General features: G+C 71.5%; 23 protein-coding genes and 2 pseudogenes. 8 read left to right on the top strand and 17 right to left on the bottom strand.

Annotated elements, in window-relative coordinates; translation table 11 throughout:
• Positions 1-64: 64 nt before the first annotated feature.
• Positions 65-937, bottom strand: coding sequence for an alpha/beta fold hydrolase (locus EV375_RS00795; protein ID WP_130297711.1), 873 nt, complete (start codon positions 935-937; stop codon positions 65-67).
• Positions 938-1,118: 181 nt separating this feature from the next.
• Between EV375_RS00795 and EV375_RS00790 the strand changes: the two genes are divergently transcribed.
• Positions 1,119-2,012 carry an RNA polymerase sigma-70 factor gene (locus tag EV375_RS00790; RefSeq protein ID WP_130297710.1) on the top strand — a complete coding sequence of 298 codons (894 nt, stop codon included), beginning with the start codon at positions 1,119-1,121 and terminating at the stop codon, positions 2,010-2,012.
• Positions 2,013-2,047: 35 nt separating this feature from the next.
• On the opposite strand, the gene EV375_RS00785 is transcribed toward EV375_RS00790, so the two are convergent.
• Positions 2,048-2,803, bottom strand: coding sequence for an SDR family oxidoreductase (locus EV375_RS00785; RefSeq protein WP_130297709.1), 756 nt, complete (start codon positions 2,801-2,803; stop codon positions 2,048-2,050).
• Between the two features lie 207 nt (positions 2,804-3,010).
• Between EV375_RS00785 and EV375_RS00780 the strand changes: the two genes are divergently transcribed.
• Positions 3,011-3,823, top strand: a complete 813-nt coding sequence (locus EV375_RS00780; RefSeq protein WP_130297708.1) for a GntR family transcriptional regulator — start codon at positions 3,011-3,013, stop codon at positions 3,821-3,823.
• Here the strand turns inward: EV375_RS00780 and EV375_RS00775 are convergent.
• Positions 3,810-4,973 (bottom strand): ROK family protein, encoded by a 1,164-nt coding sequence (locus tag EV375_RS00775; RefSeq protein WP_130297707.1) that lies wholly within the window; start codon positions 4,971-4,973, stop codon positions 3,810-3,812. The genes EV375_RS00780 and EV375_RS00775 overlap by 14 nt on opposite strands.
• Positions 4,974-5,156: 183 nt before the next feature.
• Here EV375_RS00775 and EV375_RS00770 point away from each other — a divergent pair, with 183 nt between their 5' ends.
• Entirely contained in the window at positions 5,157-5,597 is a 441-nt protein-coding gene (locus tag EV375_RS00770) for a hypothetical protein (RefSeq protein ID WP_130297706.1), read from the top strand.
• Between the two features lie 223 nt (positions 5,598-5,820).
• Here the strand turns inward: EV375_RS00770 and EV375_RS29485 are convergent.
• From EV375_RS29485 to EV375_RS00735, 7 genes and pseudogenes are all read right to left on the bottom strand, one after another.
• Positions 5,821-5,964, bottom strand: a pseudogene (locus EV375_RS29485) (mismatch-specific DNA-glycosylase); the annotation flags it as partial.
• 50 nt (positions 5,965-6,014) lie between these two features.
• A complete protein-coding gene (gene purB, locus EV375_RS00760) occupies positions 6,015-7,445 on the bottom strand; it encodes an adenylosuccinate lyase (RefSeq protein ID WP_130297705.1) in 1,431 nt (476 codons plus the stop codon).
• Between the two features lie 33 nt (positions 7,446-7,478).
• A pseudogene (locus EV375_RS00755) lies at positions 7,479-8,245 on the bottom strand (SGNH/GDSL hydrolase family protein).
• A 119-nt stretch (positions 8,246-8,364) separates the two neighbouring features.
• The gene (locus EV375_RS00750) at positions 8,365-9,411 is read right to left on the bottom strand and encodes a hemolysin family protein (RefSeq protein WP_130297704.1); all 1,047 of its coding nucleotides are present in this window, start codon (positions 9,409-9,411) and stop codon (positions 8,365-8,367) included.
• Entirely contained in the window at positions 9,408-10,772 is a 1,365-nt protein-coding gene (locus EV375_RS00745; protein ID WP_130297703.1) for a hemolysin family protein, read from the bottom strand. The genes EV375_RS00750 and EV375_RS00745 overlap by 4 nt, the downstream gene beginning before the upstream one ends.
• Before the next feature lie 267 nt (positions 10,773-11,039).
• Positions 11,040-11,462: a GNAT family N-acetyltransferase gene (locus tag EV375_RS00740; RefSeq protein WP_130297702.1), complete on the bottom strand. Its 423-nt coding sequence runs from the start codon at positions 11,460-11,462 to the stop codon at positions 11,040-11,042.
• Positions 11,463-11,541: 79 nt separating this feature from the next.
• A complete protein-coding gene (locus EV375_RS00735) occupies positions 11,542-11,922 on the bottom strand; it encodes a hypothetical protein (protein ID WP_130297701.1) in 381 nt (126 codons plus the stop codon).
• Between the two features lie 155 nt (positions 11,923-12,077).
• Here EV375_RS00735 and EV375_RS00730 point away from each other — a divergent pair, with 155 nt between their 5' ends.
• On the top strand, positions 12,078-12,323 hold the full coding sequence (locus EV375_RS00730) for a toxin-antitoxin system HicB family antitoxin (protein ID WP_028437302.1): 246 nt from the start codon (positions 12,078-12,080) through the stop codon (positions 12,321-12,323).
• Entirely contained in the window at positions 12,320-12,691 is a 372-nt protein-coding gene (locus tag EV375_RS00725; RefSeq protein ID WP_130297700.1) for a fic family toxin-antitoxin system, toxin component, read from the top strand. The genes EV375_RS00730 and EV375_RS00725 overlap by 4 nt, the downstream gene beginning before the upstream one ends.
• Before the next feature lie 136 nt (positions 12,692-12,827).
• On the opposite strand, the gene bioD is transcribed toward EV375_RS00725, so the two are convergent.
• From bioD to bioB, 3 genes are read right to left on the bottom strand one after another with little or no spacing between them, the layout of a single operon-like run.
• Positions 12,828-13,526 (bottom strand): dethiobiotin synthase, encoded by a 699-nt coding sequence (gene bioD / locus EV375_RS00720; protein WP_130297699.1) that lies wholly within the window; start codon positions 13,524-13,526, stop codon positions 12,828-12,830.
• Between the two features lie 4 nt (positions 13,527-13,530).
• Complete coding sequence (locus tag EV375_RS00715; RefSeq protein ID WP_130297698.1) at positions 13,531-14,877, bottom strand: adenosylmethionine--8-amino-7-oxononanoate transaminase; 1,347 nt, start codon at positions 14,875-14,877, stop codon at positions 13,531-13,533.
• On the bottom strand, positions 14,870-15,952 hold the full coding sequence (gene bioB, locus EV375_RS00710; protein ID WP_130297697.1) for a biotin synthase BioB: 1,083 nt from the start codon (positions 15,950-15,952) through the stop codon (positions 14,870-14,872). The genes EV375_RS00715 and bioB overlap by 8 nt, the downstream gene beginning before the upstream one ends.
• Positions 15,953-16,221: 269 nt before the next feature.
• On the opposite strand from bioB, the gene EV375_RS00705 reads away from it, so the two are divergent.
• Complete coding sequence (locus EV375_RS00705; RefSeq protein ID WP_130297696.1) at positions 16,222-17,445, top strand: 8-amino-7-oxononanoate synthase; 1,224 nt, start codon at positions 16,222-16,224, stop codon at positions 17,443-17,445.
• A gap of 69 nt (positions 17,446-17,514) precedes the next feature.
• Here the strand turns inward: EV375_RS00705 and EV375_RS00700 are convergent, their stop codons facing one another.
• Together EV375_RS00700 and EV375_RS00695 are read right to left on the bottom strand one after the other, a co-directional pair.
• Positions 17,515-17,841 (bottom strand): hypothetical protein, encoded by a 327-nt coding sequence (locus tag EV375_RS00700; RefSeq protein WP_130297695.1) that lies wholly within the window; start codon positions 17,839-17,841, stop codon positions 17,515-17,517.
• Positions 17,842-17,847: 6 nt separating this feature from the next.
• Positions 17,848-18,492 (bottom strand): ATP-dependent Clp protease proteolytic subunit, encoded by a 645-nt coding sequence (locus EV375_RS00695; protein WP_130297694.1) that lies wholly within the window; start codon positions 18,490-18,492, stop codon positions 17,848-17,850.
• A gap of 73 nt (positions 18,493-18,565) precedes the next feature.
• On the opposite strand from EV375_RS00695, the gene EV375_RS00690 reads away from it, so the two are divergent.
• Positions 18,566-18,868, top strand: coding sequence for a type II toxin-antitoxin system Phd/YefM family antitoxin (locus EV375_RS00690; protein ID WP_130297693.1), 303 nt, complete (start codon positions 18,566-18,568; stop codon positions 18,866-18,868).
• A gap of 54 nt (positions 18,869-18,922) precedes the next feature.
• Here the strand turns inward: EV375_RS00690 and EV375_RS00685 are convergent, their stop codons facing one another.
• A complete protein-coding gene (locus EV375_RS00685; protein WP_486588207.1) occupies positions 18,923-19,873 on the bottom strand; it encodes a M28 family metallopeptidase in 951 nt (316 codons plus the stop codon).
• A gap of 239 nt (positions 19,874-20,112) precedes the next feature.
• Entirely contained in the window at positions 20,113-21,129 is a 1,017-nt protein-coding gene (locus EV375_RS00680) for an ABC transporter permease (RefSeq protein WP_130297691.1), read from the bottom strand.
• 109 nt (positions 21,130-21,238) lie between these two features.
• On the opposite strand from EV375_RS00680, the gene EV375_RS00675 reads away from it, so the two are divergent.
• A complete protein-coding gene (locus EV375_RS00675) occupies positions 21,239-21,880 on the top strand; it encodes a TetR/AcrR family transcriptional regulator (RefSeq protein WP_130297690.1) in 642 nt (213 codons plus the stop codon).
• Positions 21,881-22,028: the final 148 nt, after the last annotated feature.

Raw genomic sequence — 22,028 nt, 5'->3', positions numbered from 1 at the left:
ACGGGACCCGGCGCCCGCCGGGTCCCGCACCGCAGCTCGTCCGTCCCTCCGTGTGACGTCCGTTTCAGGCCGCCCGCACCGTCTCCAGCACCAGGCGGGCCACAAGGGCGGGGTCGTCGTTCATCGGGACGTGACCGCAGCCCGGCAGCGGCACGAGACGCGCTCCGGGTATCGCCCTTTTCGCCCGCGCGGCCTGGCGGCGCAGCAGCAGCCGGTCCTTCTCGCCCCATCCGATCGTGACCGGAAGGCCGGGGATGTCCTGGTCGAAGACCACGTCCGGGCGCCGTCCGATCTCGAGCGTGGGTGCGAACCCGGTGGCGGCGCGCATCGAGCGCGTCTCCGCCACCACGGCCTCGGGCGAACGGCGGCCCGGCCGCGCGTAGATGGTGCTGGTGAGCGCTGCCCGGCCGGCGGCGCTGCGGGCGATGCCCTGGAGCATTCCGTCGGGAATCCCCTTGGCGCCGGCGCGCATCCCCATCAGTACTGCGTACGCGTAGCGCCGCTCCCAGCCCTTCCAGAAACCGGCGGGGGACAGGGCCGTGACGGAACGGGCGTGCCCGTGCAGCGCCAGCTCCAGCGCGAGCAGGCCGCCCAGGGAATTGCCCACCACATGGGGGCGCTCCAGGCCGAGAGCGGTGAACGCGTCGTTCAGCAGCGGTATGACGCTGCCGAGTTCGTACGAGACGCCGTCCGGCAGCTTCGGCGAGGCGCCGAAGCCCGGCAGGTCGACCGCGATCACCTCGCAGGAGGCGGCCAGGACACTCAATACCGGCTCCCAGGCCTGCCAGTGGTGCCCGATGCCGTGCAGCAGGACGACCGGCTCCCCGCTCCCACGGCGTTCGTAGGCGAGGTCGAAGTCCGGCCGCCCGTCGGGGGATACGTGCACGAAGGACTCGGTGACGGGCACGGGCGCATGGGGGGAGGCGACGGCGGCCATGGTCCACTCCTCGTTGGTTCTCCTACGGCGGGCACAGGACGGCCCCGCGGGGCACACCCGTACGTAGACACAATGTCAGCAAGTGGCGCGGCGCGGAAGCCTTCTGCCGAACCCGCGGCCGGCCCGGCCGGTACACGGTGGTGCGCACAAGCCGCCCGCCACGGGGTGACATCATGGGCCCGTGGACGCCGAAGAGAGCGACGGGACCGCGGTTTTCGAGGAACACCGGCCGGTTCTGCTGGGGGTCGCCTACCGCATGCTGGGCCGCGTCGCCGACGCGGAGGACGTCGTCCAGGACACCTGGCTGCGCTGGGCCTCGGCCGACCGCGCGGAAGTGCGCCGGCCCCGCGCCTTCCTGGTCCGCGCCACCACACGGCTCGCCCTGGACCGGCTGCGCTCGGCACAGGCGCGGCGGGAGACCTATGTCGGGCCGTGGCTTCCCGAGCCCCTGCCGACCGACGTCCGCGCCGAGGTGGTTCCCGACGGTGCGGACCGCGTGATCCTGACCGAGTCCGTCTCCGTCGCCGTTCTCGTGGTCCTGGAATCCCTCTCGCCGCTGGAGCGCGCTGTGTTCGTGCTCCGCGAGGCCTTCGGTTTCCCGTACGAGGAGATCGCCGCCGCCCTCGACCGTACCCCGGCAGCCGTGCGGCAGCTCGCCGCGCGCGCCCGGAGTCACGTGACGGAGCGCACGCCCCGCTACGAGGTCGACCCCGAGCAGCAGCGCGAGCTGACCCAGCGGTTCCTCGACGCGGCCACCAGGGGAGACCTCGACGGGCTGCTCGCCATGCTCGCTCCCGACGCGCGTCTGGTCGGGGACGGCGGCGGCAAGGCCAAGGCGCCCATGCGCACCATCACTTCGGCCCGCAAGGTCGGGCGCTTCATGGCCGCCATCGCCCAGCAGGGCGTCGCGGACCTGGAGTTCGAGTTCGCGGAGCTCAACGGCGCGGCCGCGCTGGTCGGTTCGCTCGGCGGCAAACCCGCCGGCGTGATCCTCCTGGACGTGGCGGACGGCGTCATCCAGAGCGTGTACCTGCTCGCCAACCCCGACAAGCTGGCCCATCTGCGGCCACGGTGAGTCACGCGGCCCGCATGCCATGAGCGGTCCGCCCCTCACGCCCCGCCGGCCACCCGCAGCACCGCGCCACTGGTGAACGACGCCTCGTCGGAGAGCAGCCAGGCCACCGCGGCCGCAACCTCGCCGGGTTCGCCCGGGCGCCGCGCCGGGATCGCCGGGGCCTTCTTCCAGGGCCGTTCGGCGTCGCCCATGGTGGCGTGCATGTCGGTGAGCACGGCTCCCGGCTGAACGGAGTTGACCCGAACTCCCGCCGGCCCGAACTCCTTGGCGAGGCCGACCGTCATCGCGTCGACGGCGGCCTTGGACGCGGCGTAGTGCACGTACTCGCCCGGTGCGCCCAGCGTCGCGGCCCCGGAGGAGATGTTCACGATGCTGCCGCCGTCGCCGCCGTGCGCCGTGGACATCTCCAGCAGGGCGCGCCGTGCGCACAGCAGCGCTCCCAGCACGTTCACGTCGAGGACGCGGCGCATCACGTCCGTGGGTGTCTCGGTGAAGCGTCCCAGGGGCCCGGTCACCCCGGCGTTGTTCACCAGCCCCGTCACGGGCCCGAGTTCGTCGCGCACCGTGTCGAAGAGCCGGTCCACCTCTGCCTCGACGCTGGTGTCCAGTTGCACGGGCACCGCCCGCACGCCGTGGGCGCGTACGGCACGTGCGGTCTCCTCGGCGGCCTCGCGGGAGCGCTCGTACCCGATGGCGATGTCGTGGCCGGCCCGTGCAAGGCGTACGGCGACGGCGGAGCCGATACCGCGGCTCCCGCCGGTGACGACCGTGATCCGCTGTTGCTCCGCCATGAGCCCTCCGTCTCCGCACATCATTGAGCGATGATCGATCATCCCAGCCGTCGTGCGCGCTGACCAGCCCCAGGCTCCGCCTCATTGGTCTTGACCAAGCCCCGGCCTCGCCCTAGGGTCGGCCATACGCAAGGACCTTTTAAAAACAAGCTCGTATAAAGCCCCGTCCCGCACGGGCCGGTGGATGCAGGGGAAGGCGGAGCCACAGTGGGGACCACACAGCTGGATGCGGTGCCGGAGCCGAAGTACTGGCACTTGAAGACCGTGCTGTCGGACGCGCTGGACTCCGAGTTCGAGGTCGGCGAGATCCTGCCCAACGAGCGCGAGCTTGCCGCCCGCTTCGGCGTCGCGCGCGCCACCCTCCGGCAGGCCCTCGAACAGCTCGAACTCGAAGGCCGCCTCCAGCGCCGGCGCGGCGTCGGCACCACCGTCGCACCGCCCCGTTTCGGCGTGGACGTCGGCCCGGGTGAGCAGGGATGGCCCGGCAGCCCGGACGACGCGTGGCAGACCGGCGAGAGCGATGAGGCGACCCCGCCCGCCGGTGTTGCGGCGCTGCTGGGCCGGGACGCCGGCGAACCGGTGCACTCGGTGCGCCGCAGTCGCATGACCCACGGCCAGCCCGTCGCGACGGAAGTGCTGTACGTGCCGCACTCCTCGGTGCCCGGGCTTCCCGTGATGGACTCCGGGGGCACCGCCCGTGGCCGAGCCGTGCTCCGCGAACTGCACCGTCTCGAACTGGAGGGCAAGGAGCGCACGGTGGAACTCGGCTCCGTGCGCGCCGACGACGCCCGTCAGCTCGACCGGCTGCCCGGCGCTCCCGTGCTGGTCGTCACCACCCGCTACGTCTCACAGGGCACGACCGCCGCCGTCTCCGTCTCCACCTACCGTGCAGACACCTGCCGCCTCACCTTCGGAGACAAGGTTCCCGAGCCCGTGGTGCCGGCCCCCGAGAGCCCCGCTCCCGATGGGGCGCCCCGACGCCACCGCGCCGCGGCCGCCGGGCGGTTCAGTCGCTGTTGACGCTGAAGAGCTCGCTCTCGACCTTGTCGAGAGCGAGCCGCAGTGCACCCGTGGCGACCGCCGCTTCGCCCAGTACCGACAGGGCGACACGCGGCGGCCGCAGGCAGTAGCGCTCCAACTCGCAGCGCAGCGGCTCCAGTACGTCGTCCAGCCCCGAGGCCCAGCCCCCGATGACCACCAGCTCCGGGTCGAGGGCCAGTACCAGCGCGGCGACGTCGTGCACGAGGCGCTGAACGAACCGTTCCATCGCGCGCTCCGCCTGCTCGTCGCCCGCACGCGCCAGGGCGAAGACGCGCGCGACGGCGGCCTCGTCCAGGGGGTGCAGCGGCTCGCCCGTGGTCGACAGCAGCCGCTCCGGGGTCGCCTCGCGGCCCAGCAGGTGCAGCGCACCGATCTCGCCCGCTGCACCGCCGAACCCCCGGTGCAGCCGCCCGCCGATCAGCGAGCCCGCCCCCGGGCTCAGCCCGACGAGCACCATCACGACGTCCTCGGCGCCTTCCGCCGCGCCCTGCCAACGCTCCGCGACGACAGCGGAGTTGGCGTCGTTCTCCACGATGACGGGGCAGCCGAAGGCCGTCTCCCGCAGCTTCTCGCCCAGCGGCAGGCCCGTCCAGCCGGGCAGTGCCGTGCTCAGCCGTACGGTGCCGTCCGCCTCCACGATTCCCGGGGTGCCCACACCCACCGCGCGCAGCGAGCCGCATCCCGTGCCGCTGACGTCGATGAGCTCGGAGACGGTGCTGTGTGCCTGTACCAGCCGCTCGACGGCGGGGGTGTCCTCGTCCACCTCCCGGGTGACCGTGCCGGCGATCTCGCCCGTCAGGTCGGAGAGCACGGCGGCTACCCGGTGGACGCCGATCTCCACGCCGATGGCGTGCCCCGCCTCGGCCCTGAAGCGGAATCGCCGGGCCGGGCGGCCGCGCCGCGCCGCGCGCGGCGTGCCGGCGGGGCTTCCCTCGGCCTCGGCCGCGAGCCCCGCACCCACGAGGCCCTCGATCACGCCCTCAACGGTGGGGCGTGACAGCTCGGTGGCGTTTGCCAGGTCCGTGAGGGTCAGCGGGGACCGGCCGAACTCGGTGCGCAGCACGCGCAGTACAGCGGTCGAGTTGATCCGTCGCAGCAGAGAGGGATCCCTGCCGGAGAGCCGCGTCAAGTCCGCCTCCTTGCCTCCGCCCTGAGCCGGATGGTATCCGGAAGCCGCAGTTACCGCGAGTAGGGCCAACTCGCCCCAGAGCAAGGGAGGTTGGTCCACTTTGGTGCGGAGCAGCGTCCGACGCGGGGGGTGCGCGGGATGGAGACCCGCCCGGATGTCGGCGGGCGGAGGTTTACTGGAGGAATGAGCGACCTGGCCCAACACCTCGCCACCATCGACGTGTTACGCGACCGCCCGTTCCCGGAGCAGCGGGGCCGGCAGGCCGAAGTGGTCAGCGGTCCCGGCTACCACCTGGCGGAGCTGGCCACGAGCGAGGAGTTCTGGGAGGGCGACGGTGCGCGCCGGCTCACCACCGGGGAGCAGTACGAAGCGGAGTGCGGGGCGTTGAGCGTGCTGCTCACCGGACGGTGGGGGGAGCCGCAGCTGGTCAGCCTGAGCGGCGCGCTGATGCGCGGCACCGAGGGAGAGGAGATACCCGAGCCGTGGCAGGGGCTGAGCGAGGGCGTTCCGTACGTGGAGCTGTGGCAGGCGGAGGGCCGGTGGGTCGCCGTGGGCGTCTCGCAGCTGGGCCCTGCACTTCCCTTCCAGCTGATCGCAGCCGTCACCGTCAACGACCCTCCCTAGCTGTCGTGCCGGGCCACAGCTCTCTGACCGCACTCCGGCCGGATGCCGGGTCGCGCGGGGGCCGCCGGTCTGGGCTCACTCCTCCCAGACCGGCACGAGAGGCAGGCCGCGGGCGGCACGCTCCTGGTCGACGACGCGTTGGATCAGTTCCGTCTTGCGCCTGGTGTACGCAACCCGTCCTCTTCGTCGGCAGCCGCACGCCGCTTAAACTCGCCGTATTCCCGTACTCCGCGGCGCTCAGCTCGTCGCCCTGTGCACTGGCCCGCTGCACGACGTTGGTGATGCCCGGGCCGTACTCGAGCAGTTCGCGCTCCTCGTCCGGCCGCAGCAGGCGCGGTGTGAACCCGGCCGCGTGCAGCACGGGCCATGGGGCCACCTCCCCTCGAAGTCAGAAGGAGAAGCGGGGCGTGCGGCGCGTCAGAGGATCGCCCCCGGCGTGTAGGCCGCGGCTTCCGGGTGCTCCTTCGTGATCTCCTCGATGCGGGCGATGACCGCACCGACCTGACCCGCGGCGGCGCCCGTGAAGGCCAGCCGGTCGGCCATCAGAGCGCTCAACTCCCCGTGCCCGAGAGGGATTCGCCCGTCCTCGGCCAGCCGGTCGAGGAGCTCGTTGCGCTCAGCTCCCGCGCGCAGCGCCAGAGCCGAGGCGACTGCGTGCTCCTTGATGACCTCGTGTGCGGTCTCCCGGCCGACCCCCGCCCGTACGGACGCCATCAGGACCTTCGTGGTGGCCAGGAAGGGGAGATAGCGGTCGAGTTCGCGCTCCACGACGGCGGGGAAGGTGCCGAACTCCTCGAGCACCGTGAGGAAGGTCTCCATCAGTCCGTCGAGGGCGAAGAAGGCGTCGGGCAGAGCCACCCGGCGTACCACGGAGCACGAGACGTCGCCCTCGTTCCACTGGTCACCGGCCAGCTCGCCCGTCATCGACGCGTAGCCGCGCAGGACCACCATCAGGCCGTTGACGCGTTCGCAGGATCGGGTGTTCATCTTGTGCGGCATGGCGGAGGAGCCGACCTGGCCCTCCTTGAAGCCTTCAGTGACCAGCTCCTGCCCGGCCATCAGCCGGATCGTCTTCGCCAGCGACGAGGGCGCCGCGGCCAGCTGGACCAGTGCCGTCACCGCGTCGTGGTCGAGGGAGCGGGGATAGACCTGTCCGACCGAGGTGAGTGTGCGCGCGAAGCCGAGATGGGAGGCGACCCTGCGCTCCAGTTCGGCGAGCTTCTCCTCGTCGCCGCCGAGCAGGTCCAGCATGTCCTGCGAGGTGCCGACGGGGCCCTTGACGCCGCGCAGCGGGTAGCGCGCGAGCAGCTGCGTCAACCGTTCGTAGGCGACGAGGAGTTCGTCCGCGGCGGTGGCGAAGCGCTTGCCGAGGGTGGTGGCCTGCGCGGCCACGTTGTGCGACCGTCCGGCGACTACCAGCTCGGCGTGCTCCCCGGCCAGCCGGCCCAGCCGGGCCAGCAGCGCGACGGTGCGGTCACGCGCCAGCTCCAGCGACAGCCGGATCTGCAGCTGCTCGACGTTCTCCGTCAGGTCCCGGGAGGTCATGCCCTTGTGCACGTGTTCGTGCCCGGCCAGCGCATTGAACTCCTCGATGCGGGCCTTCACATCGTGCCGGGTGACCCGCTCCCGTGCCGCGATGGACGCCAGGTCGACGTTCTCCAGGACACGCTCGTAGTCGGCGACGGCCGCCTCGGGCACGTCCACACCCAGGTCGCGCTGGGCCCGCAGCACCGCAAGCCACAGCCGCCGCTCCAGCACCACCTTCTCTTCGGGGGACCACAGCCGGGCCAGCTCGGCGGAGGCGTAGCGGGAGGCCAGGACGTCGGGGATGCGGGGCTTGTCAGTCACACCGCCCGATTCTACGGGGTGGCGCCCCGGCCTCTACGGGGTGTCCTCGCAGGCCAGCGCCGTCAGCTCGGGGCGCTTGGGAGTGCGGCCGTCGCCGCTGGAGCGTCCGGTCAGCCGCCGGCCGACCCACGGCAGCAGATGTTCCCGTGTGAAGCGCGCATCGGCCCGGCGCCGGGCCGTCCACGACGGTGAGGGGGAGGGAGCGAGGGGGCGCGCCAGTCCGAGACGGCGGAATGACCCAGCTGCTGGCACACCGCTTCGGCGACCCGGCTGTGTCCCTCACCGGTCAGGTGCAGCCGGTCGTCGGCCCACAGTCGCGGATCCGCCAGTGGCCCTCCGGTGTACAGATCGACGACTGCCGCACCGTGCCGTCCGGCCAGATCGTCGATGAACTCGAACAGGCGCTCCATGCGGGCCCGGTAGCGCTCCAGCCCGGGGCCGTTGCGCCCGGGACTGCGCATCAGCACCAACTGCCCGCAGCCCGGCGCCAGTTTGCCCACGCACTCCTCCAGTACGCCGCACACCCTGCCCATGTCGCACCGGGGCCGCAGCGTGTCGTTGAGGCCGCCGACGAGCGTCACCAGGTCGGCGTTCATCGCGGCTGCCGCGTCCACCTGTTCCTCGGCGATCTGCCCGATGAGCTTGCCGCGCACCGCGAGGTTGGCGTACCGGAAGTGTTCCTCCTCCGCGGGCTGCCCGGAGGCCGGGCGCGGGGCAGCGCCCGCCGCGTGGGTGGCGAGGCGCCTCGCGAGCAGGTCCGCCCAGCCGCGGTAACTGCCGTCCGGAAGGCGGTCGGACATGCCTTCGGTGAAGGAGTCGCCGATGGCGACGAAGCTGCGTATGACGGGGGTCTCACGGGCCCGGGAGACATCTGGGGAGTCCTGCGCGGTGTTCACGGCCGTTCATCGTATCCGGTTGCTCAGGACGACCTTTCAGTGCTCGTCGGCTCCTCCTCCGGACTGCGGTGCACCAGCTCGCGCAGCACGTCCTCCATGGTGACCACTCCCGCCGTGCGTCGGCCGTCGTCCATCACCGCGGCGAGATGCGTGCTGCTGGAGCGCATCGCTCCCAGCACGTCGTCCAGCGGCATCGAGGCGTGGACCCGGGCGATCGGCCGCATCGCCGTGGCGGGGAAGGCCGCGTCGCGGGGGAGGGCGTCCAGCGCGTCCTTGACGTGCAGATATCCCAGAGCGCGTCCCTTGCTGTCGACCACCGGGAAGCGGGAGAAGCCCGAGCTGGCCGCGAGCTGCTCCAGCTCCTCGGGGGTTACTCCCAGGCGGGCGGCGACGACCTCCTCGGTGGGCTTGGCGATGGCGCCGACGGGACGCCGGCCGAGCTCCAGCGCGTCACGCAGACGTTCCGTGGAGGCGGCGTCCAGCAGACCCGCCTCGCTGGAGTCGGCGACCATCTGCGCCAGTTCGTCGTCGGAGAACGTCGAGACGACTTCGCCCTTGGGCTCCACACGCAGCAGCTTCAGCAGGCTGTTGGCGAACGCGTTCACCGTGAAGATCACCGGACGCAGCGCCCGCGCCAGCGCCACCAGCGGCGGGCCCAGCAGCAGCGCCGCACGCTCCGGACCGGCCAGAGCGATGTTCTTCGGCAGCATCTCGCCCAGCAGCATGTGCGCGTACGTGGCCGCAGTCAGAGCGATGACGAAGGAGATGATGCCGGCGAGGCCGTCGCTGACGCCCACCAGGTGGAAGAGGGGCTCCAGGAGATGCTCGATGGCGGGCTCGGCCACGATGCCGAGCACCAGCGTGCAGAGCGTGATGCCCAGCTGCGCCGCCGCCAGCAGGGCGGAGACGTTCTCCAGGCCCCACAGGACGCTGCGCGCCCGCCGGTCCCCGTTCTCCGCGAGCGGTTCGATCTGCGCGCGCCGCACGGAGATCAGACCGAACTCCGCGCCCACGAAGAAGGCGTTGGCGACGAGCGTCAGCAGTCCGATGAGCAGCTGGATCGCAGTCATCGGTGATCCACCTCCTCCTCGGCTGCCTCGTCGGCGCCGTGCTCCTCACCGGGCTCGGGCGGAGCGGTCAGCTGCGCGCGGGCGGCGCGGCGTCCGCGCGCGTCGACGACCTCGATGTGCCAGCCCGCGACGTCCAGCGAGTCACCTCGCTCGGGGATCCGGCCGAGCCCGGTCGCGACCAGTCCGGCGAGCGTCTCGTACGGGCCCTCGGGTGCCCGCAGGCCGATGGCCTCCAGCTGGTCGATGCGCGTGGCGCCGTCGGCGTCGAAGACGCGCCGCCCGTCCGGGTCGCGGCCCGCGGGGGCGAGGTCCGGAGGTTCCTGTGGGTCGTGCTCGTCGCGCACCTCACCCACGACTTCCTCGATGATGTCCTCGAGGGTGACGACACCGGCCGTGCCGCCGTACTCGTCGATGACGACGGCAATACTCCTGTCCCCGCCCGGCATGCGGTCCAGCAGCCGGTCCACGGTCAGTGACTCCGGCACGAGCAGGGGCTCGCGCATCAGGTCCGTCACCGGATAGCGCGCACGCTCATCCGCCGGCACGGCAAGCACGTCCTTGATCCGGACGATGCCGACGACGGTGTCGAGGCCGCCACGCACGACGGGGAAACGGGAGAGGCCCGTGGCGCGGGTGGCGTTGGCGACGTCCTCGGCGTTGGCCTGCACATCCAGCGACGTGACCTGCACGCGCGGGGTCATGACGTTCTCGGCCGTCAGCTCCGGCAGGTGCAGCGTCCTCACGAACAGGTCGGCCGTGTCCGGCTCCAGCGCGCCCTCCTTGGCCGAGTGGCGGGCGAGCGCGACGAGTTCGCGGGGAGACCGGGCCGAGGCCAGCTCCTCGGTCGGTTCGAGGCCCATCCGGTGCATGATCCGGTTGGCCGTGTTGTTCAGATGCCGGATCAGCGGACGGAAGAGCGCGGAGAAGGCCCGCTGCGGCGTGGCGACTGCCTTGGCGATGTCCAGCGGCCTGGAGATCGCCCAGTTCTTCGGGACGAGCTCGCCGACCACCATCAGCACGAGCGTGGAGAGCGCGGTGCCGAGGACGAGCGCGGCAGAGGGCGCCGCCGAGGACGGCACGCCGAGGGCCCTCAGCGGGCCGGCGATCAGCTTCGCGATCGACGGCTCGGCCAGCATGCCGACGACCAGATTGGTGACCGTGATCCCGAGCTGTGCACCGGACAGCTGAAACGTCAGCGACCGCACCGCTGCCATCGCACTGCGGGCGCCCCGCTCGCCGCGCTGCACGGCGCGTTCCAGATCGGCGCGCTCCACCGTCGTCAGCGAGAACTCGGCGGCGACGAACGCGCCGCAGGCCAGGGCGAGCAGCAGCGCGAGGAGGAGGAAGAGCACCTCGGTCACCGTGCCGCCTCCGCGGGAGACGGAAACGCATGGCGGGACGCGGTGGGCGGCGCGGGGCGGGGCGGGGCGCTCGCGCTGTGCCGGTCACGGTGCTGTGTGCTGTTGGGAGGGTCGCCCATGGGCGGACTCTCACACCTTTCGTTCAGGGGTGCCCTGCTCTGCGAGGGGCGTGGGCGTCACCGGCCCGGCGGCCGGGAGCGACGGCGGTTGTTCATCGTAGACGGACGGGGCCGCGAGCGAGTTCCCGTGCAGAGCACCGCTATGCGCTCAGTTCAGGTGCTTGACCCACCGGGTCCATTGCGGCTCCGGGGCGTAGCCGGTCGCGGTCCAGGCGGACCTCCCCGGGGCATTGCGGTCGAGCACCATCGCATCCGATCTCCGGCCGCCCAGCGCAGTGAAGCGCTCCTCGGCCGCTTCGAGCAGTGCGGTGGCAACGCCTCGTCGGCGCTGCCGCGGGCTCACTGCCAGACGGTATAGGTGGCAGCGCCACCCGTCGAACCCCGCGATCACCGTGCCGACGAGCTCTGCGCCACGCTCCGCGAGCAGGAGAGCCCCCGGGTCCCGGGCGATCAGCGTGGCCACCCCCTTCCCGTCGTCGCTGATGCTGGTGCCCTCCGCCGCGTCCGCCCAGAACTCCAGAACGCCGTCGACGTCGTCGTCCGTCGCGGCCCGTATCACCAAGTCGCTCATTCCGGCAGTCGATCACCGGCACTCCGGGAACCGCGAAGGGTTTCCACTATGCGGACACCTGGACGCCGGGCTGTACCGGTCAGCTGCGTATGCGGAGCGAAGGCGAGAGCAGGAGCACCAGCACGATCAGGTTCGCCACCGTTCCGAACGGCAGGTACCACAGCCCGAGCGCGGCGAGGAGCGCCACCGCCCACCATGCCTGCACCGCTCCCGCTGCGAACGCCGCCACCGAGATGAGATACGCCGCCGCATACCCGACGAAAGCCCACTTGACCAGCAGCGATCTGGGATCGCCCCCGATGCCGGAGACCAGGTCCGCCCACGGGCCCAGCCGACCGGCGTGCGTTCCGCTGCCGGGCGTCACGAAATCGCCCGTGACCAGTGCATGCAGCCCGTCGAAGAGCATCCATCCGCCGACGACGGCCACCAGCGCGACCACGGCCCATCCCGTCCAGCTCACGTCTGCTTCCCCCTCTTCGGGTCCGCGGATTCCCCCCGCAGTCCGTCACGGCGCGGAACTGTAGGGCAGGGCACTGACAGCGGGGTCCGACCGTGCAGGAGCCGCCCGAACCCGCCCCATAGCCACTGCTAGCAGTTGAGTGCTAGCTTTGATGTGTGTCGAAGACTCAGCTGAACGTCCGGGTGGATGAAGCGACCGCACACACGGCGCGAGAGCGCGCCCTCGAGCGGGGAGTGAGCATGAACCGCTACATCGAGGAGCTGGTCGAGCGCGACGCCGGGGAGGCGGGCCAGACGTTCGTCGAAGCGGCGTCGGAGTTCATGAAGAGCTACGAGTCGGTCTTCGCGGAGGAGTTCCCGGAGCCCGGCCACCGCGAGAGCGAGGGTCTTCCGCGTACGTGACTCTCCGCATCGACCTCGCCTGGCTTCTGATGGTCGCGGAGTCCAAGGCCCCCGGTGACCCCCGTGTCACCGACTACGGAGCTCTCGTCGCCGCCGTCAGCAGGCACGAAGCGACCATATTCGAGCGCCCCGTCTACGCCGAGCCGCAGGACCGGGCCGCCGCGCTGCTGCAGCTTCTGCTCCACGTGCCCGCGCTGGAACGGGGCAACGCGCTGTTCGCGTGTGCCGTCGCCTACGGCTACCTCGTGGCCAGCGGGCTGCGGGTCCAGGCGTCGCCCGAGAAGATCCGCGACCTGGCGTGGCTCGTCAAGGACGGCTCTGCGGGCGTGCGCGACATCGCCCTCGAACTGCGCAGCTGGACGAGCTGACCCGGGCAGCGCCCCCCGGGCCGACGGTGCGGGCGGCAGCAGGGCTCGTAGCCGGCGTGCGCTGCCGAGCAGCCGGACGGCACGCGCATGCCGCGGCCACGGGAGCCGGCCGGGTCGGAGGGCCAGTTGCCGAGGGTCAGATGCCCTTACGGGTGCCGCCGAGCCTGCCGGTGAGCCAACTCGGCGCAGCCGCACGGAAGTCGAGGGTGCTCATCGCTCCTGCCCCCGCGGGCAGCACGCCCGCCAGCGCCGCTCCGGACGCCGCCGGAAGGTCCTCCACGTTGCAGCGCGTCGCCAGATCGGGCTCGGCGGGAAAGCTGCCGATCACCACGCCGCGCGTGCGCAGTCCGCGGGCGCGCAGGGCCTCCGTGGTCAGCGCCGTCGCGTTGAGCGTGCCCAGACCCGCGGCGGCGACCACCGCCACCTCGGCATCCAGCAGCCGGGCCGCGTCAGCGAGGGTCGCCCCGGCGTCGTCGAACCGTACGAGCAGCCCGCCCGCGCCCTCCACCAGCACCAGGTCGTGCAGGTCCGCCAGCCGCCGCGCGGCCTCCGCGATCTGCGCGGGGTCCACGCAGGCGAGGCCCGACCGCCGCGCGGCGGTCCCGGGCGCCAACGGCTCCGGATAGCGGGCGAGTTCGACCCCTGTGACCTCCTCGCCCGCCAGCTGCCGCACCTTCTCCACATCGGCGGGCTCACCCTCCGCCACGCCGGTCTGAGCGGGTTTCAGCACCGCGACGGACAGCCCCCGTTCCAGGGCTGCCGCTGCCATCGCCGCCGTGGCGACCGTCTTGCCGACCTCCGTGCCCGTCCCCGTGACGACGTGGATTCCCCGCACAGCCTCAGCCCTCCGCCGCCGCGGCCAGCATCGCCGTACAGATCGCCGCCACGTCCTCGTCGCTCGTCACGTAAGGAGGCATCGCGTAGACCATGTCGCGGAACGGCCGCAGCCATACGCCGTTGCGGGCGGCAGCCCGGGTCGCGGCGGCCATGTCGACATCGTGGCCGAGCTGGAGGACACCGATGGCACCGAGTACCCGTACGTCGGTCACACCGGCCAGCTCCGAGGCAGGAGCCAGCCCCTCGCGCAGTCCGTTCTCGATGCGGCGCACCTCGCCCGCCCAGTCCCCCTCCAGGAGCAGACCGACGGAGGCGTCCGCGACGGCCGTGGCGAGCGGGTTCCCCATGAAGGTCGGGCCGTGCGCCAGTACCGGCACCTCACCCCGTGAGATCCCCTCGGCCACGCGCGGGGTGCACAGCGCTGCGGCGAGCGTGAGGTAACCGCCGGTCAGTGCCTTGCCGACGCACATCACATCCGGCGTGACGCCTGCGTGCCCCGCGGCGAAGAGGGCTCCGGTGCGCCCGAAGCCGGTGGCGATCTCATCCAGTACGAGCAGGACGTCGTGCTCGTCGCACGCCTCGCGCAGCGCCCGCACATAGGCGGGGGAGTGGAAGCGCATGCCTCCTGCTCCCTGCACGACCGGCTCCACGATCACCGCGGCCAGTTCGTCCGCGTGCCGCGCGATCGTCTCGTGGAGGTGCCGCACATAGCTCTCGTCCGGTGCCGTGCCGAAGCCGGAGGGCGGGGCGTCCGCGAAGACCTGCCGTGGGAGCACCCCCGACCACAGCTCGTGCATGCCCCCTTCCGGGTCGCACACGGACATCGGCTGCCAGGTGTCACCGTGGTAGCCGCCCCTCCACGTCATCAGCCGCCGTTTCGATGCCCGCCCCCGCGAACGCCAGTACTGCAGGCACATCTTGACGGCGACCTCGACCGAGACCGACCCGGAGTCGGCGAGGAAGACGTGTTCGAGGCCCTCCGGAGTGATGTCCACGAGCCGCTTCGCGAGTCGCACGGCCGGCTCGTGCGTCAGCCCGCCGAACATCACATGGCTCATGCGCTCCAGCTGGGTGTGCGCCGCCTCGTTGAGAACCGGGTGGTTGTAGCCGTGCACGGCAGACCACCAGGAGGACATTCCGTCCACCAGCTCCCGCCGCCCGCAGAACTCCTCGGCCAGGCGCAGACGCACCCCGGCAGCCGACTCGACGACCAGCGGCGCGGTGCGGCCCGGCATGGGCCCGTACGGATGCCAGACGTGCCGCCGGTCCAGGTCGAGCAACTCGCCCGGGCTCAGCGGGCCTTGGGGGAGGGGGGCGGCGTCCACGGGAATGCGGGCGGGCTCAGGCATTGGGCGGCAGAGCGGTACCGGCTCCCCGCCGGCGCACGGCGACCAGGTCCTCGGGACGCTGCCCGGGCTGCTCGCGGTGTTCGGGCAGCGTGGTGGTGTCCGTGCCCTCGACCTCGAACCCGGCGTCCGCGATCATCTCCAGGTCGGACTGGCCCGCCTGCCCCTCGCTGGTCAGGTAGTCGCCGAGGAAGATGGAGTTGGCCAGGTGCAGCGCGAGCGGCTGCATCGACCGCAGATGCACCTCGCGTCCGCCGGCCAGCCGCACCTCCGCGTCCGGGTGCACGAACCGCACCATCGCGAGGATGCGGAGCGCCCGCTGCGGAGTCAGGTTCCACTCACCCGCCAGTGGCGTCCCCTCGAAGGGGATGAGGAAGTTGACCGGCACCGAGTCCGGGTCCATCTCGCGCAGCGCGAAGACCACGTCCACGAGGTCCTCGTCGCTCTCGCCCATCCCCGCGATGAGCCCGGAACAGGCGGACAGGCCGGCGCTCTGCGCCTGACGCACCGTCTCCTGCCGGTCGGAGTAGTCATGGGTGGTGCAGATGTCCCCGTATGTCGCCTCGGAGGTGTTGAGGTTGTGGTTGTAGGCGTCGGCGCCGGCCTGCTGCAGGCGGGCGGCCTGGCCGTCGGAGAGCAGTCCGAGGCAGGCGCACACCTCGACGCCCTCGTGCTGGTCCTTGATGGCGGAGATGGTCTTGGAGACACGGTCGATGTCGCGGTCCGTCGGCCCCCGGCCGCTGGCCACCAGGCAGACCCGCTTCGCGCCGCCCTTGAGCCCCGCCTCGGCGGCCGAAGTCGCCTCGTCGGGCTTCAGCCAGGTGTACTTGAGGATCTCCGCCTGCGAACCGAGCCGCTGCGAGCAGTACGAGCAATCCTCGGGGCACAGCCCGGACTTGAGGTTGACGAGGTAGTTGAGCTTCACCCTCCGCCCGAACCAGTGGCGGCGCACCCTTCCGGCAGCGGCCACCACGTCCAGCAATTCATCGTCGGAGGTCTCCAAAACGGCGCGTGCCTCGTCACGTGTCGGCAGCTCGCGGCGCAGACCTTTGTCCACCAAGTCATTCAGCAGGTCCATGACGGCGATCTTTGCAACTTCGCCGCTCAAGGCCAAGGGTGGAACTCACAACACCGGCCGGGGCCGGTGTGTGTATCGCCACACCACCACCCGGCGGGCAACGGGCTACCGTCTATGGAGTGCCGACAAAAGCCCGCACCGCGTGCCCCGTTGCCGGTCCCGGTCCTCCGGTTCCGTTTCCCGCCACGGACGGGCACCGCCGTGGCGGGAAACGGAACCGGCGCTGAGCCGGGCGGAGCCCGGCCGGCCGGAAACCAGGAGGACGACCCATGCCCGACGAGTCCCGTGCCGCCACCGGCCCGTCGGACGTGCCCGGCGACGCCGGGCACGATGCGCGGCCGGCGCATGGCGGGGACCCCTTCGCGTGGACCCGACGTGCCCGCACCGACCGGCAGCGCGCCGGGCTGGTGCGTGAGCTGCGCCCCCGCGCCGCCGGCTCACCGCTGCTCGACCTGGCCGGAAACGACTACCTCGGCCTTGCCCGCCACCCCGAGGTGACCGGCGCCGCCGCGGCGGCGGCGCACCTGTGGGGAGCCGGCTCCACCGGCTCACGCCTGGTCACCGGTTCCACGGCACTTCACGCCGAACTGGAGACGGAGCTGGCCGAGTTCTGCGGATTCGAGGCGGCACTCGTCTTCTCCTCCGGCTATGCGGCGAACCTTGCCGCGCTCACCGCTCTGACCTCGCCCGGAAGTCTGCTGGTCTCCGACGCGGGCAACCACGCCTCGCTCATCGACGGCTGCCGCCTCTCCCGCGCCGGGACCATTGTCGTACCGCACGCCGACCCCGATGCCGTGGCCAAGGTCCTGGACGGCCACGGCGGACAGGCGCTCGCCGTCACCGACTCCGTCTTCTCCGTCGACGGCGACGCGGCACCGCTCACCGCACTCGCCGAGGTGTGCCGTGGGCACGGCGCGGCCCTCGTCGTCGACGACGCCCACGGCCTCGGCGTTCTGGGCGAGGGCGGCCGGGGGGCGCTGCACGCCGCGGGCCTGGCCGGCGCCACCGGCACGGTCGCCACCGTCACCCTCTCCAAGTCCCTCGGCAGCCAGGGCGGAGCGGTCCTGGGGCCGGCCCACGTCATCGGACATCTCGTCGACACGGCTCGTACCTTCATCTTCGACACCGGCCTCGCCCCCGCGGCCGCCGGTGCCGCGCTCGCCGCCCTGCGCATCGTGCGGCGCGAGCCGGAACGCTCCCGCCGCGTACGGGCCGCCGCCGCCCTCCTGTACGAGAGGCTGAGTGCCGCCGGGCTGCGCGCCGGCCGTCCCGACGCAGCTGTGATCTCCGTGCGGGCTCCCGCCCCGGAGGACGCCGTGCGCTGGGCGGCGGACTGTCGTGCGGCCGGGCTTCAGGTGGGGTGCTTCAGGCCGCCCTCGGTCCCGGACGGCATCTCCCGGCTTCGCCTTACGGCGCACGCCGGCCTGAGCGAGGAGCAGTTGGAGTGGGCCGCCGGCACCATCGCCCGCACGGCGCCGGCCGGAGCCCGCTGAGCGGGCCGCGGGCCGAAGCCCCGGCTCCGGCGCTGCCTCCGCAGCAACTCCCTCAGGCCGTACCTTCCGTCAGACCGCCCCTCCGCCCGCGCGCGGAGGGGCGGGCGGCAGACCCACCAGCGAGGAACGCCGCTCACCGTCCAGCACACGCAGCGCGGCTGCCATCGTCGTGCTGTGCAGCTCGCTCTCACCGCGCTCGTGCATCAGCGTCAGAGCGTCGCGCAGCGCCGCTGCCTTTCCCACCAGTGCCTGTGCCGCGCGCAGTCCGCTGTAGGTGTGCTCGCCCCGCGCCGGGTTGATGCGTCCCAGTGCATCGATGACCTCCAGATACGCGTCGATCACCTGGCACTCCGCCCGGGTCAGTGCGGGCAGCGGCGGCAGCTCGGGAGGACGCACCGTCCCTCACCTCTTGGACGGCGGTCGGCCGGAGCCGCCGGTCCCGCGGGCGGCGGTGAGACGGTCGACCAGCCCGTACGCCACTGCGCCATCGGCGTCGAAGATCTTGTCGCGTTCCAGGTCCGCGCGGACGGTCTCCAGGGGTTGCCCGGTGTGCCGTACGTACATCTCCTCCAGCAGCTCCCGCGTGCGCAGCAGCTCCTTCGCCTGGATGGCCAGGTCGTCGGCCTGCCCATGCACGGGCTCGGCGAAGGCCGGCTGATGGATGACGATGCGCGCGCCGGGAAGTGCCAGACGCTTGCCGGGAGTTCCGGCGGCCAGCAGCACCGAGGCCGACGAGGCCGCTTGCCCCAGGCACACGGTCTCGATGTCGCAGCTGACGTACCGCATCGTGTCGTAGACCGCTGACATCGCGGTGAACGAGCCGCCCGGTGAGTTGATGTACAGCGAGATGTCCCGGTCCGGGGCCGCCGCCTCGAGGTGGATGAGCTGGGCCATGACGTCGTTCGCGGCGGCGTCGTCGATCTGCGTGCCCAGGAAGACGATCCGCTCCTCCAGGAGCTTGGAGTACGGATCGAGGGTGCGCACTCCATTGCTGGTGCGCTCGGTCAACTCGGGAAGAACGTAACGGGCTGACGGTCTGCCGGACATCGCGACATCTCTCCCTCGGTCAGGGCCGGAACGTCAAAAATGTACAGGACGTACATGACGTTATGCTGGGAGCATGACGTACGAGATTCCGGTGACGCAAGCACGCGCTGCCCTCGCGGATCTGATCAACCGCGTGGTCTACGGCAGCGAGCGTGTGGTGGTCACGCGCCACGGCAAGCCGCTGGTGGCGCTCGTATCGGCTGCTGACCTGGAGAAACTCGAGAAGCTCAACGCGGCCGACGAGGAGGGCGTGATCAGCACCGTCTCGGCGGTGGGTGATGTGCCCTCCGCTCAAGGCGAACGGCAGCGCTTCGGAATCGCCGCGGAGCACCGCGGCCCGGCCGCCGGTAACAGGCGGCCGGGCCGGGAGAGTTGAGGAGCACGGGAACAGGCCCCGCGCCGCCTCACTCGGAGAGAGTTGTGCAGAGGTCTAGGAGCTGAGCTCCCACACGGCGTGCGCGATGGCGTCACTGTTCAGGTCGAGCGCCTTCTCGTTGACGTTCGAGACGTCGTCGCACTCCGAGTGATAGCAACTGTCGTACGGCTCGCCCGCCTTGCCGTCCCACTGCTTGGCCTGCTCCTCGGTCATGGTCTCGCCTGCGCCGGTGAAGGTGCCGCCGACGGTCACCCCGGCGTCCTTGAACGAGGCGTGGTCGCTGCGGCCGCCGACCTCGGAGGACGTCTCCGTGGCGATGTCCTTGGATTCGAAGTAGTCCTTGAAGACCTTCTGCACGGCCGCGTCGTCGTCGTAGACGAAGTAGCCCGCGTTGGGCGAGGCGATCATGTCGAAGTTGAGGTAGGTGCTGATCTTCTTCACATCACCCTCGGAGAGGCTGTCGACGTACTTGCGCGAGCCGACCAGACCCTCCTCCTCGGCGCCCCACCATGCGAAGCGCAGATGCTTCTTCGGCTCCAGGTCCTCCTTGGCGACGGCGAGGGCGACTTCGAGGATTCCGGCTGAGCCCGAACCGTTGTCGTTGATGCCGGGGCCGGTGCCCACCGAGTCCAGGTGGGAGCCGGCCATCACCGTGCTGTCCTCGGAGCCGCCCTTCGGCCAGTCGGCGACGAGGTTGTAGCCCGTCTTCCCGCCGTGGTCGAACTCCTGGACCTCGGTCTTGAATCCGGCCTCGTCGAGCTTCTTCTTGATGAGGTCGATGGACGCCTTGAATCCCGGTTCGCCGTGCGCGCGGTTGCCGCCGTTCTCCTCGGCCACCGACTGCAGTTCCTTGAGGTCCTTCTGGACGCTGTCGACGGAGATGTCGGGCGCGGCGGCCTGCTCGGGCTTGGCCGCCTGAGCGGCGCCAGCCCCGAGAAGAGAAGCCGCCAACGCGGTGCTCGCGGAGGCGACTATGAGAACGCGACGCTTCTCTTTGCGGATCACAGGTACTCCGATGCTGTGTGGGGGGTTCGAAGTTACTGCTCGGTGTTGCGTCCACAAGAGAATCATCCGGCCGTCACCGCGCCGTCAAGAGCGTTTACCGGACGGGGGGTTGCGGCATACGGAGAGTCGCGACCGGAGGTGCCGGCACATCCGGATATCAGACGAACAAGGGAGCAATGCGCCGCCTGTCCCTCCCAGCAGGCCGCGTACGGCCCGTACTTGAAGCCTCGGGTCCCGGGTCAGCCCGCCGGCGCCCGGGGCGCCGCCCGCGGCCGGCCGTCCGCGGAGTCGGCGGCGGGCCTGCGCAGACCGCCGACCGTGACGAGCGTGAGCCCCGTGACGGCCCACACGGTGAGCACGAGCACCGGCGAGTCGGAGGCCCTGCCGTCGAAGAAGCCGACGGAGCGCAGCAGCGTCGCTCCCGCGCCCGGCGGGAGCCACTGGCCGATGCTCCCGAGAGGCTCGGGGAGCATCTCCGGTGCTGAGGTGGCTCCTGAGAACGGATTGCCGAACATCACCATCACCATCGCCCCCAATCCGATGCCGGCCCGCCCCAGAAGCGTGCCGAGACCGGCCACGCTCGCGCTCACCGCGAGCGAGATCAGTCCGAACGAGGCGGAGACCGCCCACCAGTTGCCGGTGAGCACGCCCAGCCAGTTGTGCGTGAGAGCGGCGGCCACCGCGCCGGCAAGCGCCGCTGCACCCAGCAGCGCGGCGACCGTACCGGTGCCGCGGAGAGCGGACGCGACGACCATGGCGCCGGCCGCCACCCCGCCGATCGCCAGGGGCAGCACACTCGAACTCAGCGCCGCGCCCCGCGGATCGACTCCGGGGGCGGCGACCACGTCCGTCGCAAGGGCCTCCGAGCCGGCGACGGACGGCCCGTCCACCGCCTGCTGCAGGGCCTGCGCAACCACGGGGCTCGCCGCGCTCGCCGTCAGTGCGTGCGGTCCCTTCGGGGTCACGACGACCGCGCCGTAGACCTCGCGCCGTTCGATGGCGTCGCGGGCGGCGGTCTCGTCCCCGTACCGGTGTATCTCGAACGCCCCGTTGTCGCGGCCGAGTTGCTGCTCCACGGGTGCGACGGCGGCCTGCGGTCCCGCGACGCCCACGGGGAGATCACGAGGCGCCGTACGTGCGGCCGGCCAGGCGAAGGCCCACAGCGCGAGGGCGACGAGCACGGGGGCGAGGAGGAGGACGGCGACGAGGGCACGGGGGTGCGGAGCCGTCGGCTGCCGGAGCGAGGAACCGGGCATGATGTGGCCTCCCGATCTAAAGAGAAGGATCGTTCGTTTTATTAATGCCCACGGTCCTCCTGTCCGTTTGCGGTTGTCAAGAATGAACGTTCGTTTTAGCATTCCGGACGTGGCCCGCGTATCCCAGGAGCACCTCGACGCACGGCGCCGGCAGATCCTCGACGGCGCCCGCCGCTGCTTCAAGAGCAACGGCTTCCACGCCACGTCCATGCAGGACGTGCTCAGGGAAGCGGGTCTTTCGGCAGGAGCGGTCTACCGCTACTTCCGCAGCAAGGAGGAGATCGTCGCGGCGGTCGCCGCCGAGACGCTGGAGAGCGTGCGCGAGTCCTACGCGACGGTCGCCGCAGCGGATCCCCCGCCCACTCCGGACGAGCTCTTCGGCGCCGTCCTCTCCCGGCTCCGGAAGTCGCTGGGCGACTCCGACGACCAGCGCGCGATGCCGCAACTCCTCGTGCAGGTGTGGGGCGAGACGCTGCGCAATCCCGAGGTGGCGCGGGTCCTCGCTGACGGGTACCAGGGCCTGCGCGGCCAGTGGGTGCAGCTTGTGGAGGCGTACCAGGCCCGCGGCTGGGTGGACTCCGGGGTGGACGCCGACCATCTGGCACGTGCTCTCATCGGTACCGTCCAGGGCTACTTCGTCCAGCAGGCGCTCTTCGGCGGCATGGACCCGTCCGAATTCCAGGAGGGCCTGCGGGCGTTGGTGACCATGAACGTCCCCGACCTGCGCAAGGCGGAACAAGCCGAGGAGTGACCGCCGGCAACTCCCTGCCGCCGCACGGGAAATGACTCACACACGGCGGCCGCAGGCCCGGGATGACCCGTTGCCCCGGATGGACGCGCTGCGCAGGCGCGCCGCAGACAGCGCCGGTAGATTCACGACTTGGTAAAGATCGCAAACG

It is taken from the genome of Streptomyces sp. CNZ301, from assembly GCF_004217425.1.
Note: the sequence above shows the minus strand (reverse complement) of the source record. Positions and strands in the feature narration are given on the sequence as shown.

Excerpts from the sequence above, each read along its gene's own strand:
- EV375_RS00715 (WP_130297698.1), bottom strand. The coding sequence starts at position 14,877 with ATGCCTGAGCCCGCCCGCATTCCCGTGGACGCCGCCCCCCTCCCCCAA.
- EV375_RS00785 (WP_130297709.1), bottom strand. The coding sequence starts at position 2,803 with ATGGCGGAGCAACAGCGGATCACGGTCGTCACCGGCGGGAGCCGCGGT.
- EV375_RS00680 (WP_130297691.1), bottom strand. The coding sequence starts at position 21,129 with ATGCCCGGTTCCTCGCTCCGGCAGCCGACGGCTCCGCACCCCCGTGCC.
- EV375_RS00740 (WP_130297702.1), bottom strand. The coding sequence starts at position 11,462 with ATGAGCGACTTGGTGATACGGGCCGCGACGGACGACGACGTCGACGGC.
- EV375_RS00690 (WP_130297693.1), top strand. The coding sequence starts at position 18,566 with ATGACGTACGAGATTCCGGTGACGCAAGCACGCGCTGCCCTCGCGGAT.
- EV375_RS00795 (WP_130297711.1), bottom strand. The coding sequence starts at position 937 with ATGGCCGCCGTCGCCTCCCCCCATGCGCCCGTGCCCGTCACCGAGTCC.
- EV375_RS00705 (WP_130297696.1), top strand. The coding sequence starts at position 16,222 with ATGCCCGACGAGTCCCGTGCCGCCACCGGCCCGTCGGACGTGCCCGGC.
- EV375_RS00750 (WP_130297704.1), bottom strand. The coding sequence starts at position 9,411 with ATGACTGCGATCCAGCTGCTCATCGGACTGCTGACGCTCGTCGCCAAC.
- EV375_RS00770 (WP_130297706.1), top strand. The coding sequence starts at position 5,157 with ATGAGCGACCTGGCCCAACACCTCGCCACCATCGACGTGTTACGCGAC.
- EV375_RS00695 (WP_130297694.1), bottom strand. The coding sequence starts at position 18,492 with ATGTCCGGCAGACCGTCAGCCCGTTACGTTCTTCCCGAGTTGACCGAG.
- bioB (WP_130297697.1), bottom strand. The coding sequence starts at position 15,952 with ATGGACCTGCTGAATGACTTGGTGGACAAAGGTCTGCGCCGCGAGCTG.